Source organism: Streptomyces sp. MMG1121 (genome assembly GCF_001280015.1).
Classification (GTDB): domain Bacteria; phylum Actinomycetota; class Actinomycetes; order Streptomycetales; family Streptomycetaceae; genus Streptomyces.
Map to the genome: position 1 here is coordinate 45876 of NZ_LGDV01000197.1, position 14544 is coordinate 60419.

At 70.3% G+C, this 14544-nt stretch carries 15 protein-coding genes; 14 read left to right on the forward strand and 1 reads right to left on the reverse strand.

All coding sequences use genetic code 11. The features are described 5' to 3' along the window. Positions 1-99: 99 nt before the first annotated feature. The 13 genes from ADK64_RS23540 (at position 100) to nusB (ending at position 12978) form a co-directional block, all read left to right on the forward strand. Positions 100-534: a DUF948 domain-containing protein gene (locus tag ADK64_RS23540; protein ID WP_107093062.1), complete on the forward strand. Its 435-nt coding sequence runs from the start codon at positions 100-102 to the stop codon at positions 532-534. A gap of 16 nt (positions 535-550) precedes the next feature. After that, complete coding sequence (locus tag ADK64_RS23545) at positions 551-910, forward strand: hypothetical protein (RefSeq protein ID WP_053661843.1); 360 nt, start codon at positions 551-553, stop codon at positions 908-910. After that, entirely contained in the window at positions 910-3582 is a 2673-nt protein-coding gene (gene alaS, locus ADK64_RS23550; RefSeq protein WP_053661844.1) for an alanine--tRNA ligase, read from the forward strand. Before ADK64_RS23545 ends, alaS begins: the two co-directional genes overlap by 1 nt. Before the next feature lie 46 nt (positions 3583-3628). Next, complete coding sequence (gene ruvX, locus ADK64_RS23555; RefSeq protein ID WP_053661845.1) at positions 3629-4093, forward strand: Holliday junction resolvase RuvX; 465 nt, start codon at positions 3629-3631, stop codon at positions 4091-4093. A gap of 122 nt (positions 4094-4215) precedes the next feature. After that, positions 4216-5874, forward strand: coding sequence for an endolytic transglycosylase MltG (gene mltG / locus ADK64_RS23560; RefSeq protein ID WP_234384682.1), 1659 nt, complete (start codon positions 4216-4218; stop codon positions 5872-5874). Continuing rightward, positions 5855-6694: a shikimate dehydrogenase gene (locus ADK64_RS23565; RefSeq protein ID WP_053661847.1), complete on the forward strand. Its 840-nt coding sequence runs from the start codon at positions 5855-5857 to the stop codon at positions 6692-6694. Before mltG ends, ADK64_RS23565 begins: the two co-directional genes overlap by 20 nt. A 162-nt stretch (positions 6695-6856) precedes the next feature. After that, complete coding sequence (gene aroC / locus ADK64_RS23570) at positions 6857-8041, forward strand: chorismate synthase (protein ID WP_053661848.1); 1185 nt, start codon at positions 6857-6859, stop codon at positions 8039-8041. 32 nt (positions 8042-8073) lie between these two features. Then, the gene (locus ADK64_RS23575; protein WP_107093063.1) at positions 8074-8556 is read left to right on the forward strand and encodes a shikimate kinase; all 483 of its coding nucleotides are present in this window, start codon (positions 8074-8076) and stop codon (positions 8554-8556) included. Beyond that, positions 8553-9644: a 3-dehydroquinate synthase gene (aroB, locus tag ADK64_RS23580; RefSeq protein ID WP_053661850.1), complete on the forward strand. Its 1092-nt coding sequence runs from the start codon at positions 8553-8555 to the stop codon at positions 9642-9644. Before ADK64_RS23575 ends, aroB begins: the two co-directional genes overlap by 4 nt. Positions 9645-9821: 177 nt before the next feature. Further along, positions 9822-10724: a Pro-rich N-terminal domain-containing protein gene (locus ADK64_RS23585; protein WP_078992799.1), complete on the forward strand. Its 903-nt coding sequence runs from the start codon at positions 9822-9824 to the stop codon at positions 10722-10724. 94 nt (positions 10725-10818) lie between these two features. Further along, positions 10819-11925, forward strand: coding sequence for an aminopeptidase P family protein (locus ADK64_RS23590; RefSeq protein ID WP_053661852.1), 1107 nt, complete (start codon positions 10819-10821; stop codon positions 11923-11925). A gap of 49 nt (positions 11926-11974) precedes the next feature. After that, positions 11975-12541: an elongation factor P gene (gene efp / locus ADK64_RS23595; RefSeq protein WP_053661853.1), complete on the forward strand. Its 567-nt coding sequence runs from the start codon at positions 11975-11977 to the stop codon at positions 12539-12541. Between the two features lie 2 nt (positions 12542-12543). Continuing rightward, on the forward strand, positions 12544-12978 hold the full coding sequence (gene nusB, locus ADK64_RS23600) for a transcription antitermination factor NusB (RefSeq protein WP_053661854.1): 435 nt from the start codon (positions 12544-12546) through the stop codon (positions 12976-12978). Between the two features lie 191 nt (positions 12979-13169). Here the strand turns inward: nusB and bldD are convergent, their stop codons facing one another. Beyond that, a complete protein-coding gene (gene bldD / locus ADK64_RS23605; protein ID WP_010046440.1) occupies positions 13170-13673 on the reverse strand; it encodes a transcriptional regulator BldD in 504 nt (167 codons plus the stop codon). A gap of 253 nt (positions 13674-13926) precedes the next feature. Between bldD and pyrR the strand changes: the two genes are divergently transcribed. Continuing rightward, entirely contained in the window at positions 13927-14508 is a 582-nt protein-coding gene (gene pyrR / locus ADK64_RS23610) for a bifunctional pyr operon transcriptional regulator/uracil phosphoribosyltransferase PyrR (RefSeq protein ID WP_053661855.1), read from the forward strand. Positions 14509-14544 lie beyond the last annotated feature (36 nt).

The following is a 14544-nucleotide window of genomic DNA, read 5'->3' on the forward strand; positions in this document are numbered from 1 at the left end:
CCCGGTAATCCGGTACGGAGCCGCGGCCCCGGCGCGATAGGCTCGGGACACTGATTTTTTCCATGGTTTTCGATGTTGAGAGCACGTTTCAGGGAGCGGGTGCGCACAGTGTCCGGTGGAGAGGTGGCCGGGATTCTGGTGGCCGTCTTCTGGGCGATCCTGGTCTCCTTCCTCGCCGTCGCACTGGCGAGGCTGGCCCAGACGCTGAAGACGACCACCAAGCTCGTGGCGGACGTGACCGACCAGGCCGTCCCGCTGCTCGCCGACGCCTCCGCGGCCGTGCGGTCCGCGCAGACCCAGATCGACCGCGTCGACGCGATCGCCTCCGACGTACAGGAGGTCACGTCGAACGCCTCCGCGCTGTCGACGACCGTCGCCTCCACGTTCGGCGGCCCGCTGGTCAAGGTCGCGGCCTTCGGTTACGGGGTGCGCCGGGCGCTGGGCGGCCGCAAGGAGGACGTGCCCGCGAAGACGCCCCGGCGTACCGTGATCGTGGGCCGCACGGTCCCTGCCGCGCGACGCAAGCGGAAGTAAGGACTGAGACCGAGCGATGTTCCGCCGTACGTTCTGGTTCACCACAGGTGTCGCCGCCGGTGTGTGGGCCACCACCAAGGTCAACCGCAAGCTGAAGCAGCTGACTCCCGAGAGCCTCGCCGTCACCGCGGCGAACAAGGCCGTGGAGACCGGTCAGCGGCTGAAGGACCGGGCCGTCGGCTTCGCGCTCGACGTCCGCGACAACATGGCGCAGCGGGAGGCCGAGTTGGGCGAGGCGCTGGGCATCGACCAGGACCCCGAACTCTCCGCCCCCCGGCGGCTCGCCGCCATCGAGAACCACCGCAACGACAACCGCAGCACACCGAAGTACATCGAAGCCCCGATGTACTCGTACAACCGGAATGAGGACCACTGATGGAGTCGGCTGAGATCCGCCGCCGCTGGCTGAGCTTCTTCGAGGAGCGCGGGCACACCGTCGTCCCTTCGGCGTCGCTCATCGCGGACGACCCGACTCTGCTCCTGGTCCCCGCCGGCATGGTGCCCTTCAAGCCCTACTTCCTGGGCGAGGTCAAGCCGCCGTTCGACCGCGCCACCAGCGTCCAGAAGTGCGTGCGCACGCCCGACATCGAAGAGGTCGGCAAGACCACGCGCCACGGCACGTTCTTCCAGATGTGCGGCAACTTCTCCTTCGGCGACTACTTCAAGGAAGGCGCCATCAAGTACGCCTGGGAGCTGCTCACCAGCCCCCAGGACAAGGGCGGTTACGGCCTGGAGCCGGAGAAGCTCTGGATCACCGTCTACAAGGACGACGACGAGGCCGAGCGCATCTGGCACGACGTCGTCGGCGTGCCGAAGGAGCGCATCCAGCGCCTCGGCATGAAGGACAACTACTGGTCCATGGGTGTCCCCGGCCCCTGCGGCCCCTGCTCCGAGATCAACTACGACCGCGGCCCCGGGTTCGGCGTCGAGGGCGGCCCGGCCGTCAACGACGAGCGGTACGTGGAGATCTGGAACCTCGTCTTCATGCAGTTCGAGCGCGGCGAGGGCATCGGCAAGGACAATTTCGAGATCCTCGGGGACCTGCCGAGCAAGAACATCGACACGGGCCTGGGCCTCGAGCGGCTCGCCATGATTCTGCAGGGCGTGCAGAACATGTACGAGATCGACACCTCCATGGCCGTCATCGACAAGGCCACCGAGCTGACCGGCGTCCGCTACGGCGACGCCCACGACTCGGACGTCTCCCTGCGCGTGGTCACCGACCACATGCGGACGTCCGTGATGCTGATCGGCGACGGCGTCACCCCCGGCAACGAGGGCCGTGGCTACGTCCTGCGCCGCATCATGCGCCGCGCCATCCGCAACATGCGGCTGCTCGGTGCCACCGGTCCGGTCGTCAAGGACCTGATCGACACCGTGATCGCGATGATGGGCCAGCAGTACCCCGAGCTGATCACCGACCGCGAGCGCATCGAGAAGGTCGCCCTCGCCGAGGAGAACGCCTTCCTCAAGACGCTGAAGGCCGGCACCAACATCCTCGACACCGCCGTCACCGAGACCAAGCAGTCCGGCGGCACCGTCCTCTCCGGCGACAAGGCGTTCCTGCTCCACGACACCTGGGGCTTCCCGATCGACCTCACCCTGGAGATGGCCGCCGAGCAGGGGCTGGCCGTGGACGAGGACGGCTTCCGCCGTCTGATGAAGGAGCAGCGGGAGCGCGCCAAGGCCGACGCCCAGGCCAAGAAGACCGGGCACGCCGGCATGGGTGCCTACCGCGAGATCGCCGATGCCGCCGGTGCCACCGAGTTCATCGGCTACGCGGACACCGAGGGCGAGTCCACGATCGTCGGCATCCTGGTCGACGGCGCCTCCTCGCCGGCCGCCAGCGAGGGCGACGAGGTCGAGATCGTCCTCGACCGCACCCCGTTCTACGCCGAGGGCGGTGGCCAGATCGGCGACACCGGCCGTATCAAGGTCGACTCCGGTGCCGTCATCGAGATCCGCGACTGCCAGAAGCCGGTCCCGGGGGTGTACGTCCACAAGGGCGTCGTCCAGGTCGGCGAGGTGACCGTGGGCGCCAAGGCCCACGCCTCGATCGACGCCCGGCGCCGCAAGGCCATCGCCCGCGCCCACTCGGCCACGCACCTGACCCACCAGGCCCTGCGTGACGCCCTCGGCCCGACGGCCGCCCAGGCCGGTTCCGAGAACCAGCCCGGCCGCTTCCGCTTCGACTTCGGCTCCCCGTCCGCCGTTCCGACGGCCGTGATGACCGACGTCGAGCAGAAGATCAACGAGGTGCTCGCCCGCGACCTCGACGTGCACGCCGAGGTCATGGGCATCGACGAGGCCAAGAAGCAGGGTGCCATCGCCGAGTTCGGCGAGAAGTACGGCGAGCGCGTCCGCGTCGTGACCATCGGCGACTTCTCCAAGGAGCTGTGCGGCGGCACGCACGTGCACAACACCGCCCAGCTGGGCCTGGTGAAGCTGCTCGGCGAGTCCTCCATCGGCTCGGGTGTCCGCCGTATCGAGGCCCTGGTCGGCGTGGACGCCTACAACTTCCTCGCCCGTGAGCACACGGTCGTCAACCAGTTGACCGAGCTGCTCAAGGGCCGCTCGGAGGAGCTGCCGGAGAAGGTCTCCGCGATGCTCGGCAAGCTGAAGGACGCCGAGAAGGAGATCGAGAAGTTCCGCGCCGAGAAGGTGCTCCAGGCCGCCGCCGGTCTCGCCGAGTCCGCCAAGGACGTGCGCGGTGTGGCCCTTGTCACGGGTCGGGTCCCGGACGGCACGACCCCGGACGACCTGCGCAAGCTGGTCCTCGACGTGCGCGGCCGTATCCAGGGCGGACGTGCCGCGGTTGTGGCCCTTTTCACGGTCAACAACGGCAAGCCGCTGACCGTCATCGCCACCAACGAGGCCGCCCGTGAGCGTGGTCTCAAGGCCGGTGACCTGGTCCGTACGGCCGCCAAGACCCTCGGCGGCGGCGGTGGCGGCAAGCCGGACGTGGCCCAGGGCGGCGGTCAGAACCCGGCCGCCGTCGGCGAGGCCGTCGAGGCCGTCGAGCGTCTCGTGGCCGACACGGCCAAGTGATCGCCGAGTGACCGCCGAATAAATCCGAGTAAGGAAACGGTCGGAAATGCGCAGAGGACGTCGACTTGCGATCGACGTCGGGGACGCCCGGATCGGGGTCGCGTCGTGCGACCCCGACGGGATCCTCGCCACCCCGGTGGAGACGGTCCCCGGCCGGGACGTACCCGCCGCCCATCGCCGGCTGCGGCAGCTGGTGGAGGAGTACGAACCGATCGAGGTCGTCGTCGGACTCCCTCGCTCCCTCAAGGGCGGCGAGGGCCCGGCCGCGGTCAAGGTCCGTGCCTTCGCCCAGGAACTGGCCAAGGGCATCAAGCCGGTGCCGGTCCGGCTGGTGGACGAGCGGATGACGACCGTCACGGCCAGTCAGGGACTGCGCGCCTCGGGCGTGAAGTCGAAGAAGGGCCGCTCGGTCATCGACCAGGCAGCCGCCGTCATCATCCTCCAGCAGGCCCTCGAATCCGAACGGGTGTCAGGTAAAGCACCGGGCGAGGGCGTCGAAGTGGTCATCTGATCGCGATACGGTAACGTTCCGCGCGATGCGCCGGTGTTCGAACAGCCGGGGCACAGCAAGAGGCGGAACGGAAGCGGGCCCACCGGCAGCGCGACCGGTGGCCTCGCGGCTCTAGGGGATCGATGACTGAGTATGGCCGGGGCCCAGGCCCCGAACCGTGGCATCCGGAGGACCCGTTGTACGGGGACGGCGGATGGGGAGGGCAGCAGCCGCACGGCGGTCAGCAGCCCCCCTACGGGGGCCAGCAGCAGCACTACCCCCAGCAGCAGCCGCAGTACGGAGACTGGAGCCAGGAGCAGCAGCCCGGGTACGGCCACGAGCAGTACCCGTACTACGACGAGCAGGGGCATCAGCAGTACGCCGGCCACCCCCAGCAGCAGTACCAGCAGCACGGCGGCTGGGACGCGACCGGCACCCACGGCCAGGTCCCCTACGCCGCCGATCCCGGCGACCCCTACGGCCAGCAGCCCGTCGCCTACGGCGCGGAGCAGCCCGACCTCTACGGTTCCGACGACGCCTACCCGCCGCCGGAGCCGCCCGGCCGCAGGCGCCCCGAGTCCGAACCGGAGCCGCAGGCCGAGCCGGAAGAGGAGACGCACCCCTTCTTCACGGGGGGCGGCGGCGATGACGACGACGAGGAGCACGAGCTGGCCGGCCGGCGTGACCGGCGCGGCAAGGGCAGGAAACCCGCCAAGGGCAAGAAACGCCGCACCGGCTGCGCCTGCATGGTGGTCGTCCTGGTGTTCGGCGGCGGCCTCGGCGGCCTCGGGTACTTCGGCTACAAGTTCTACCAAAATCGTTTCGGCACGGCCCCGGACTACGTGGGCGACGGCACCGGCGAGACGGTGACGGTCGAGATCCCCAAGGGCGCGGGCGGCTACGAGATCGGCCGTCGGCTGAAGGACGCCGGTGTCATCAAGTCCGTCGACTCCTTCGTGCACGCGCAGTCGCAGAACGCGCAGGGCGACACCATTCAGGCCGGCGCCTATCTCTTGCGTAAACAGATGTCCGCCGCCAGCGCCGTGCGAATGATGCTGGACCCGAAGAGCCAGAACAATGTCGTGGTGACCCCGGGCGAACGCAACGCGGGCGTCTACGAGGCGATCGACAAGAAACTCGAACTCTCCGCCGGCAGCACCCAGAAGGCCGCCCAGAAGGAATACAAGAGCCTTGGCGTACCCGCCTGGGCGCCGAACACCGGCGAGCTCAAGGACCCGCTGGAGGGCTTCCTCTTCCCGGGCACCTACCCGGCCGCCAAGGGCATGCAGCCGGACGCGGTCCTGAAGGCGATGGTCGCCCAGGCCACGTCCAAGTACGACGCCTACGGCCTCACGTCCAAGGCCCGGTCCTTGGGTCTGGACAACGCGTTCCAGCTCGTCACCGTCGCGAGCCTGGTCCAGGCGGAGGGCAAGACGCACGACGACTTCCGCAAGATGGCGGAAGTGGTCTACAACCGTCTCAAGCCCACCAATACCGAGACGAACCAGCTGCTCCAGTTCGACTCGACGTACAACTACCTCAAGGGGACCAGCAACATCCATATCTCCGAGAAGGAGATCAATGGAAACCACAACCCGTACAACACCTACACCCACAAGGGACTCCCGCCCGGTCCGATCGGAAATCCCGGCGAGGACGCGCTCAAGGCGGCTCTGAATCCGACGCACGACGGCTGGATGTACTTCGTGGCGACCGACGGCGTGAACAACACCGAATTCGCCAGGACTCTCACGGAATTCCAGCAACTCAAGGACAAGTTCAATGCCACATCGGGCAACTGACGCCCGCCGGGCAGCGGTACTCGGCAAGCCCATCGCCCACTCCCTCTCCCCGGTGCTGCACCGGGCGGCGTACGACGAACTCGGCCTCAGCGACTGGTCGTACGAGCGCTTCGAGGTCGACGAGGCCGGTCTGCCCGGCTTCTTCGCCAAGCTTGGGCCGCAGTGGGCGGGGCTGTCCCTGACCATGCCGCTCAAGCGGGCGGTGATCCCGCTGCTGGACGAGATCAGCGACACGGCAGCCTCGGTGGACGCGGTCAACACCGTCGTCCTCACCGAGGACGGCCGCCGCCTCGGCGACAACACCGACATCCCCGGCATGGTGGCCGCCCTGCGCGAGCACGGCATCGAACAGGTCGACTCCGCCGCGATCCTCGGCGCCGGCGCCACCGCCTCCTCCGCGCTCGCCGCCCTCGCCCGGATCTGCACGGGCGAGATCACCGTCTACGTCCGCAGCGAGGCCCGCGCCGCCGAGATGCGGCAGTGGGGCGCACGGCTCGACGTGGACGTGCGTACGGCCGACTGGGTGGACGCCGGGCAGGCGCTGCGCGCCCCGCTGGTGATCGCCACCACGCCCGCCGGCGCCACCGACGCCCTGGCCGCCGCCGTACCCGAACGCCCGGCCACCCTCTTCGACGTGCTCTACGACCCCTGGCCCACCGAACTGGCGGCCCGCTGGTCCATGTACGGCGGCGCGGTGGTCAGCGGCCTCGACCTGCTGGTCCACCAGGCCGTCCTCCAGGTCGAACAAATCACCGGCCGCTCCCCGGCGCCCCTGGAGGCCATGCGGCACGCCGGCGAGAAGGCGCTCGGCGCCCGCTGACGTCCGCCCCCGTCCGTCTGCTGGACCAGCGGCCGGACAACCGCCCCGGACGTGGGAGGATCGGAGGTGGCGTACCGGGGTCGCGCACCCGGTGACGCCGTCGCCGTACGCGAGGACGCGCGTACGCAGGGCAGTACCGGGCGCGAGCACTGAGGAGCACCGTTGAGCAGGCTGCGTTGGCTGACCGCGGGGGAGTCCCACGGTCCCGCACTCGTCGCGACGCTGGAGGGCCTTCCCGCCGGCGTGCCGATCACCACGGAGATGGTGGCGGACCACCTCGCGCGGCGACGGCTCGGTTATGGCCGCGGTGCGCGCATGAAGTTCGAGCGTGACGAGGTCACCTTCCTGGGCGGCGTCCGTCACGGTCTGACCCTCGGCTCCCCGGTCGCGATCATGGTCGGCAACACCGAGTGGCCCAAGTGGGAGCAGGTCATGGCGGCCGACCCGGTGGATCCCGAGATCCTCGCCGGACTGGCCCGCAACGCCCCGCTGACCCGCCCGCGCCCCGGCCACGCCGACCTCGCCGGCATGCAGAAGTACGGCTTCGACGAGGCCCGGCCGGTCCTGGAGCGCGCCTCGGCCCGGGAGACCGCGGCCCGCGTGGCCCTCGGCGCGGTCGCCCGGTCGTACCTGAAGGAGACGGCCGGCATCGAGATCGTCTCGCACGTCGTGGAGCTGTGTGCCGTGAAGGCTCCGCAGGGTGTGTACCCGACCCCGGCCGACGTCGAGAAGCTGGACGCCGACCCGCTGCGCTGCCTGGACGCGGACGCGTCGAAGGCGATGGTCGCGGAGGTCGACCAGGCCCACAAGGACGGCGACACGCTCGGCGGTGTGGTCGAGATCCTGGCCTACGGCGTGCCGGTGGGCCTGGGCTCGCACGTCCACTGGGACCGCAAGCTGGACGCCCGGCTGGCGGGCGCGCTCATGGGCATCCAGGCCATCAAGGGCGTCGAGATCGGCGACGGTTTCGAGCTGGCGCGGGTGCCGGGTTCGCAGGCGCACGACGAGATCGTGAAGACCGACGAGGGCATCCGGCGGGTCTCCGGCCGGGCCGGCGGTACGGAGGGTGGCCTGAGCACCGGCGAGCTGCTGCGCGTCCGCGCGGCGATGAAGCCGATCGCGACCGTGCCGCGCGCCCTGCAGACGGTCGACGTGGCCACGGGCGAGGCGACCCAGGCGCACCACCAGCGCTCGGACGTGTCCGCGGTGCCGGCCGCCGGCATCGTCGCCGAGGCCATGGTGGCGCTCGTCCTGGCGGACGCCGTCGCCGAGAAGTTCGGTGGCGACTCCGTGCCCGAGACCCGCCGCAACGTGCGGTCGTACCTCGACAACCTCCGGATCCGGTGAGCGCCGTGCCTGCGGTCGTACTGGTCGGACCGATGGGCGTCGGCAAGTCCACCGTCGGACAGCTGCTGGCCGAGCGCCTCGGTCTCGGCTACCGGGACACCGACGAGGACATCGTCGCCGCCGAGGGCCGCGCCATCGCCGAGATCTTCGTCGACGAGGGCGAGTCCGCCTTCCGGGCGATCGAGAAGCGGGCGGTGCACACCGCGCTCGCCGAGCACGAGGGCGTCCTCGCGCTCGGCGGCGGTGCCGTCCTCGACGCCGACACCCGCGCGCTGCTCTCCGGGCACCGCGTGGTCTACCTCTCGATGGACGTGGAAGAGGCCGTCAAGCGCACCGGCCTGAACGCGGCCCGCCCGCTGCTCGCGGTCAATCCCCGCAAGCAGTGGCGCGAGCTGATGGAGGCCCGGCGGCATCTGTACGAGGAGGTCGCCTCGGCCGTCGTGGCGACGGACGGCCGCAGCCCCGAAGAGGTCACGCAAGCAGCGCTGGACGCACTGGAGTTGAAGGAAGCATGAGCGAGGCAGTCACCCGGATCCAGGTCGCCGGCACGGCGGGCACCGACCCGTACGAGGTGCTGGTCGGCCGTCAACTCCTCGGCGAACTGGCCGGGTTGATCGGGTCGAAGGCCAAGCGGGTCGCGGTGATCCACCCGGAGGCGCTGGCCGGGACCGGTGACGCGCTGCGCGCCGACCTGGCCGAGCAGGGCTACGAGGCCGTGGCCATCCAGGTGCCCAACGCCGAGGAGGCGAAGACCGCCGAGGTCGCCGCCTACTGCTGGAAGGCGCTCGGCCAGTCGGGCTTCACCCGTACCGACGTCATCGTCGGCGTCGGCGGCGGTGCGACGACGGACCTCGCCGGTTTCGTCGCGGCCACCTGGCTGCGCGGGGTCCGCTGGGTAGCGGTCCCGACCACCGTGCTGGCCATGGTGGACGCGGCGGTCGGCGGCAAGACCGGCATCAACACCGCCGAGGGCAAGAACCTCGTCGGCGCCTTCCACCCGCCGGCCGGCGTCCTGTGCGACCTCGCCGCGCTGGACTCCCTCGGGGTCAACGACTACGTCTCCGGGCTCGCGGAGGTCATCAAGGCCGGTTTCATCGCCGACCCGGTGATCCTGGAGCTGATCGAGTCCGACCCCGAGGGCGCCCGGAGCCCGGCGGGCCCACACACGGCGGAGCTGATCGAGCGCTCGATCCGGGTGAAGGCCGAGGTCGTCTCCTCGGACCTGAAGGAGTCGGGTCTGCGCGAGATCCTCAACTACGGCCACACGCTGGGCCACGCCATCGAGAAGAACGAGCGCTACAAGTGGCGCCACGGTGCCGCGGTCGCGGTCGGCATGCACTTCGCCGCCGAACTGGGCCGTCTGGCGGGCCGGCTGGACGACGCGACGGCGGACCGGCACCGCACGATCCTCGAAGCGGTCGGTCTCCCGCTGCACTACCGCTACGACCAGTGGCCCAAGCTGCTGGAGACGATGAAGGTCGACAAGAAGTCCCGCGGCGACCTGCTGCGCTTCATCGTCCTGGACGGCCTGGCCAAGCCGACGGTCCTGGAGAGCCCGGACCCGGCCGTGCTGCTCGCCGCGTACGGGGAAGTGGGCCAGTAGGTCCCCGGCTGTTCCGTCCGCCCGATTCCTGACCTCGACTTCCCTTGCGGAACGGGCACTTCGGGCGGTCCCCGGCCGTTTCACCAAACGACGGCGGGGGACGGTACCGTTCGGTAGGCAGCGGGGTTCGCCCCCGCTGCCAGCACGAACGGCCTGTACGAGACGGAGTGGCAACGGATGCAGCACGCAGTGGGGTCTCCGCTGCCGCCGCCCCACCAGCCGGGGCAGGTGCCGCATGTCGGCTGGGCGCCGGCCGCACACCACCCGGGCCCGCACCCGGGAGCTTCCCAGGGGCCCGCCCCGGTGCCCCCGCCGCCGGCCTTCCCGGCCCCGCTCGGCGCCGTCCCGCCGACACCTCCGCAACACCCCGCGCCCCAGCCTCCGCTCGCGCAGCCCCCGGCCCTGCAGCCCATGGCCGCGCCGCCGGCCCCCGACACCACCGGCCATGTGCCGCTGCCGCCCGGCGGCCCCGTCGGCGTGCCCATGGCGGCCCCGGCCCCGGCGGCGGTGCCCGACCCGACGACCACCACCCTGGCCGTCCTGCTGATCGGCCCGGCGGGAGCGGGCAAGACCAGCGTCGCCAAGTACTGGGCGGACCACCGCCGGGTGCCCACCGCGCACATCAGCCTCGACGACGTGCGCGAATGGGTCCGCTCGGGATTCGCCGACCCCCAGTCCGGCTGGAACGACAGCTCCGAGGCCCAGTACCGCCTGGCCCGCCGCACCTGCGGCTTCGCCGCCCGTAACTTCCTCGCCAACGGCATCTCCTGCATCCTGGACGACGCCGTGTTCCCGGACCGCCCGGTCGTGGGCCTCGGCGGCTGGAAGCGCCATGTCGGCCCCGGTCTGCTCCCGGTCGTCCTCCTCCCGGGCCTGGACATCGTCCTGGAGCGCAACGCCGAGCGCAGCGGCAACCGCCGCCTCACCGACGAGGAGGTGGCCCGCATCCACGGCCGCATGGCCGGCTGGTACGGCTCGGGCCTCCCGATCATCGACAACTCCCAGCTCGACGTCCCGGGCACCGCCAGGGTCCTGGACGAGGTCCTGGCCAGGGCCATAGCCAGCCCGCCGAGCTGGTGATCCCCACCGCGCCCGCCCCACCGCGCCCGTCCACCGCACCCCACTCGGCCCCCGCAAATCGGCACAATTGGCATAAAACTCCTACGCTCGTCTCATGTCAGAGGTGTACGCGACCCGCCGATCCCGGCTGAGAGACCACTTCACCGCGGCCGGCACCGCGGCAGCGCTCGTCACCCGCCCCGCCAACGTGCGCTATCTCGCCGCCGCGGCCCCGCAGGGCTGTGCCCTGCTGCTCGGCAGACGCGAGGACCTCCTCGTCTGCGCGGGCCCGCCCGACGACCGCGCCTGCGACGGGCGCCCGGACGAACATCTGCGCCTGCACGTCCTCCCGGCGAACGGTGGCGACACCGCCGTCGCGGCGGCGGACCTGGCGGTGGCTCAGGACGCCGACTCCCTGGCGGTGGAGGAACACCACCTCACGGTGACCCGGCACAGAGCCGTCTCCTCCGTCGCCCCCGGACTCCGCCTCACCGACCTCGGCGGAGCCGTCGAGCAGCTCAGGGTCGTCAAGGACGAGGAGGAGATCTCCTGCCTGCGCATCGGCGCCGAGATCGCCGACCAGGCCCTCGGCGAGCTGCTGGAGTCCATCCTGGTCGGCCGAACCGAACGGCATCTCGCGCTGGAGCTGGAGCGCCGGCTGGTCGACCACGGCGCCGACGGACCGGCCTTCCCCACCTCCGTGGCCACCGGCCCGAACTCCGGCCGGCGCGGTCACCGGCCCACCGACCGGCGGGTGGAGGAGGGCGACTTCCTGTCCGTGTGCCTGGGCGCGACCTACCGCGGCTACCGCGGCGAGATCGGGCGGACCTTCGTGATCGGTACGTCGCCCGCCGACTGGCAGGTAGACCTGTACGACCTGGTCTTCGCCGCCCAGCGCGCCGGCCGCGAGTCCCTGGCGCCCGGCGCAGCCTGCCGCGACGTGGACCGCGCGGCACGTCACGTACTGGACTCGGCCGGCTATGCGGAGGCTCTGTCTCCGCTGACCGGACACGGCGTCGGACTCGAAATCGACGAGGACCCGCAGTTGGCGCCCGCGGCCATGGGTAAACTGGATGCCTGCGTGCCGGTCACCGTCGAACCGGGGGTCCACCTCCCGGGCCGGGGCGGTGTCCGGATCGATGACACGCTCGTCGTACGCCCCGAGGCGGACGGCGGACCCGAGCTACTCACCATCACGACCAAGGAGCTGCTCGCCCTCTAGGAAGGTGCGTGCACCGGGGTCGTACGTCAGTCCAGGAGATTCCGCAACCGTGGCTTCCACGAACGACCTCAAGAACGGCCTGGTGCTCAAGCTCGAAGGCGGCCAGCTCTGGTCCGTCGTCGAGTTCCAGCACGTCAAGCCCGGCAAGGGCCCGGCCTTCGTGCGCACCAAGCTCAAGAACGTGCTCTCCGGCAAGGTCGTCGACAAGACCTTCAACGCCGGCGTCAAGGTCGAGACGGCCACTGTCGACAAGCGTGACATGCAGTTCTCGTACATGGACGGCGAGTACTTCGTCTTCATGGACATGGACACGTATGACCAGCTGATGATCGACCGCAAGACCGTCGGCGACGCCGCCAACTTCCTGATCGAGGGCTTCACCGCCACCGTCGCGCAGCACGAGGGCGAGGTGCTCTTCGTCGAGCTGCCGGCCGCCGTCGAGCTGACGATCCAGGAGACCGAGCCGGGCGTCCAGGGCGACCGCTCCACGGGTGGCACCAAGCCCGCCACCCTGGAGACCGGCTACCAGATCCAGGTCCCGCTGTTCATCACCACCGGTGAGAAGATCAAGGTCGACACCCGCACGAGCGACTACCTCGGCCGGGTGAACAGCTAACCGTGGCTGCCCGCAACACGGCCCGCAAGCGCGCCTTCCAGATCCTCTTCGAGGGCGACCAGCGCGGCGCCGACGTCCTGACGGTCCTCGCGGACTGGGTTCGCCTGTCCCGGTCCGACACCCGGCAGCCTCCGGTCAGCGAGTACACGATGCAGCTGGTCGAGGGCTACGCGGAGCACGCGCGGCGCATCGACGACCTGATCGCCCAGTACGCGGTCGGCTGGACGCTCGACCGGATGCCGGTCGTGGACCGCAACATCCTGCGGCTGGGCGCGTACGAGCTGATCTGGGTCGACGAGACCCCGGACGCCGTCGTCCTGGACGAGATGGTGCAGCTGGCGAAGGAGTTCTCCACGGACGAGTCGCCCTCGTTCGTGAACGGCCTGCTGGGCCGTCTGAAGGAGCTCAAGCCGTCCCTGCGCCGGGACGAGGCGTAAAGCCCCGTACAACACGCCGGAGGGCCCGCAGCGAACGCATGCTGCGGGCCCTCCGGCGTTGCTCTCGGCGTCTTCCGCGACGGCATCGACGGGTGGCCGGGGGCGCGCCGGAAAAAACACCGCCGGGGTGGCTGGAACCGCAAAGTTCCAGCCACCCCGGCGGCACGTTTCTGCTGAGGCGCCGCAGGCGATCAGCCCTCTTCGTGCGTGGCCACCGCGCGGCGCGCGTCCGCGTCCAGGACACCCCAGCTGATCAGCTGCTCGGTCAGCACCGAGGGGGACTGGTCGTAAATGACGGCAAGTGTGCGCAGGTCGTCCTGGCGGATGGAGAGCACCTTGCCGTTGTAGTCGCCGCGCTGGGACTGGATCGTGGCCGCGTAGCGCTGCAGCGGGCCCGCCTTCTCGGCCGGCACCGTGGCCAGCCGCTCCAGGTCCAGAACCAGCTTCGGCGGGGGCTCGGCGGCGCCGCCCGGCGTCGTACCCGGCAGAAGCTCCTGAACCGGAACACCATAGAAATCGGCCAGCTCGGCGAGTCGCTGCACGGTCACCGCACGGTCGCCACGCTCGTAGGAACCGACCACCACGGCCTTCCAGCGCCCCTGGGACTTCTCCTCGACACCGTGGAGGGAAAGGCCCTGCTGGGTGCGGATGGCCCGGAGCTTGGCCCCGAGCTGTTTGGCGTATTCGCTGGACATATAGCTCCCCGGACACTGTGTCGACGCGGCCGGCTGTGTTGCCCACCGCGCGGCTGGTAACTCACTGTGAGGTTACGCAGCGTGACTCTTGTGCGTCAAGCCGAATGGTCCACACCGACTCTTCCGTGGTAGTGGCAGCCGATTAGGCCAAGGGGGTGAACGGGGTCCCGTCCGCGACCTGCTACCGTGGATGGCGCAAATCCGACGTCCTTTAAGATCCGTCCCGTGAGGCGGAGAAGGAGGTCCGTTTCGTATGGACAAGCATGACTCGCACGCGACCGCGCAGGCCTCCGATGCGCGGCCCGTTCTCGAAGGCCCCGACATCGCGCGGGTGCTGACCCGCATCGCCCACGAGATCGTCGAGCGCGCCAAGGGCGCCGACGACGTGGTGCTCCTCGGCATTCCCACCCGGGGCGTCTTCCTCGCCCAGCGGCTCGCCGTCAAGCTGGAGCAGATCACCGACCGCAAGGTCCCGGTCGGCTCGCTCGACATCACCATGTACCGCGACGACCTGCGCATGCACCCGCCGCGTGCGCTGGCCCGTACCGAGATCCCCGGCGACGGCGTCGACGGCAAGCTGGTCGTCCTCGTCGACGACGTGCTCTTCTCCGGACGCACGATCCGTGCCGCCCTGGACGCCCTGAACGACATCGGGCGCCCGCGCGCGGTGCAGCTCGCGGTGCTGGTCGACCGGGGCCACCGCGAACTGCCGATCCGCGCCGACTACGTCGGCAAGAACCTCCCCACGTCGCTGCGGGAGACGGTCAAGGTCCAGCTCGCCGAGGAGGACGGTCGCGACACCGTGCTGCTCGGTGTGAAGCAGACCGACCAGTAGCGCATCAGGTGCGCAAGCCTGCTTCGGCATACCCAC

What these genes read in the sequence shown, in the direction of transcription:
- ADK64_RS23545 (WP_053661843.1), top strand. Translation starts at nt 551, where the DNA reads ATGTTCCGCCGTACGTTCTGGTTCACCACAGGTGTCGCCGCCGGTGTG.
- alaS (WP_053661844.1), top strand. Translation starts at nt 910, where the DNA reads ATGGAGTCGGCTGAGATCCGCCGCCGCTGGCTGAGCTTCTTCGAGGAG.
- ruvX (WP_053661845.1), top strand. Translation starts at nt 3,629, where the DNA reads ATGCGCAGAGGACGTCGACTTGCGATCGACGTCGGGGACGCCCGGATC.
- mltG (WP_234384682.1), top strand. Translation starts at nt 4,216, where the DNA reads ATGACTGAGTATGGCCGGGGCCCAGGCCCCGAACCGTGGCATCCGGAG.
- ADK64_RS23565 (WP_053661847.1), top strand. Translation starts at nt 5,855, where the DNA reads ATGCCACATCGGGCAACTGACGCCCGCCGGGCAGCGGTACTCGGCAAG.
- ADK64_RS23575 (WP_107093063.1), top strand. Translation starts at nt 8,074, where the DNA reads ATGGGCGTCGGCAAGTCCACCGTCGGACAGCTGCTGGCCGAGCGCCTC.
- aroB (WP_053661850.1), top strand. Translation starts at nt 8,553, where the DNA reads ATGAGCGAGGCAGTCACCCGGATCCAGGTCGCCGGCACGGCGGGCACC.
- ADK64_RS23585 (WP_078992799.1), top strand. Translation starts at nt 9,822, where the DNA reads ATGCAGCACGCAGTGGGGTCTCCGCTGCCGCCGCCCCACCAGCCGGGG.
- ADK64_RS23590 (WP_053661852.1), top strand. Translation starts at nt 10,819, where the DNA reads ATGTCAGAGGTGTACGCGACCCGCCGATCCCGGCTGAGAGACCACTTC.
- bldD (WP_010046440.1), bottom strand. Translation starts at nt 13,673, where the DNA reads ATGTCCAGCGAATACGCCAAACAGCTCGGGGCCAAGCTCCGGGCCATC.
- pyrR (WP_053661855.1), top strand. Translation starts at nt 13,927, where the DNA reads ATGGACAAGCATGACTCGCACGCGACCGCGCAGGCCTCCGATGCGCGG.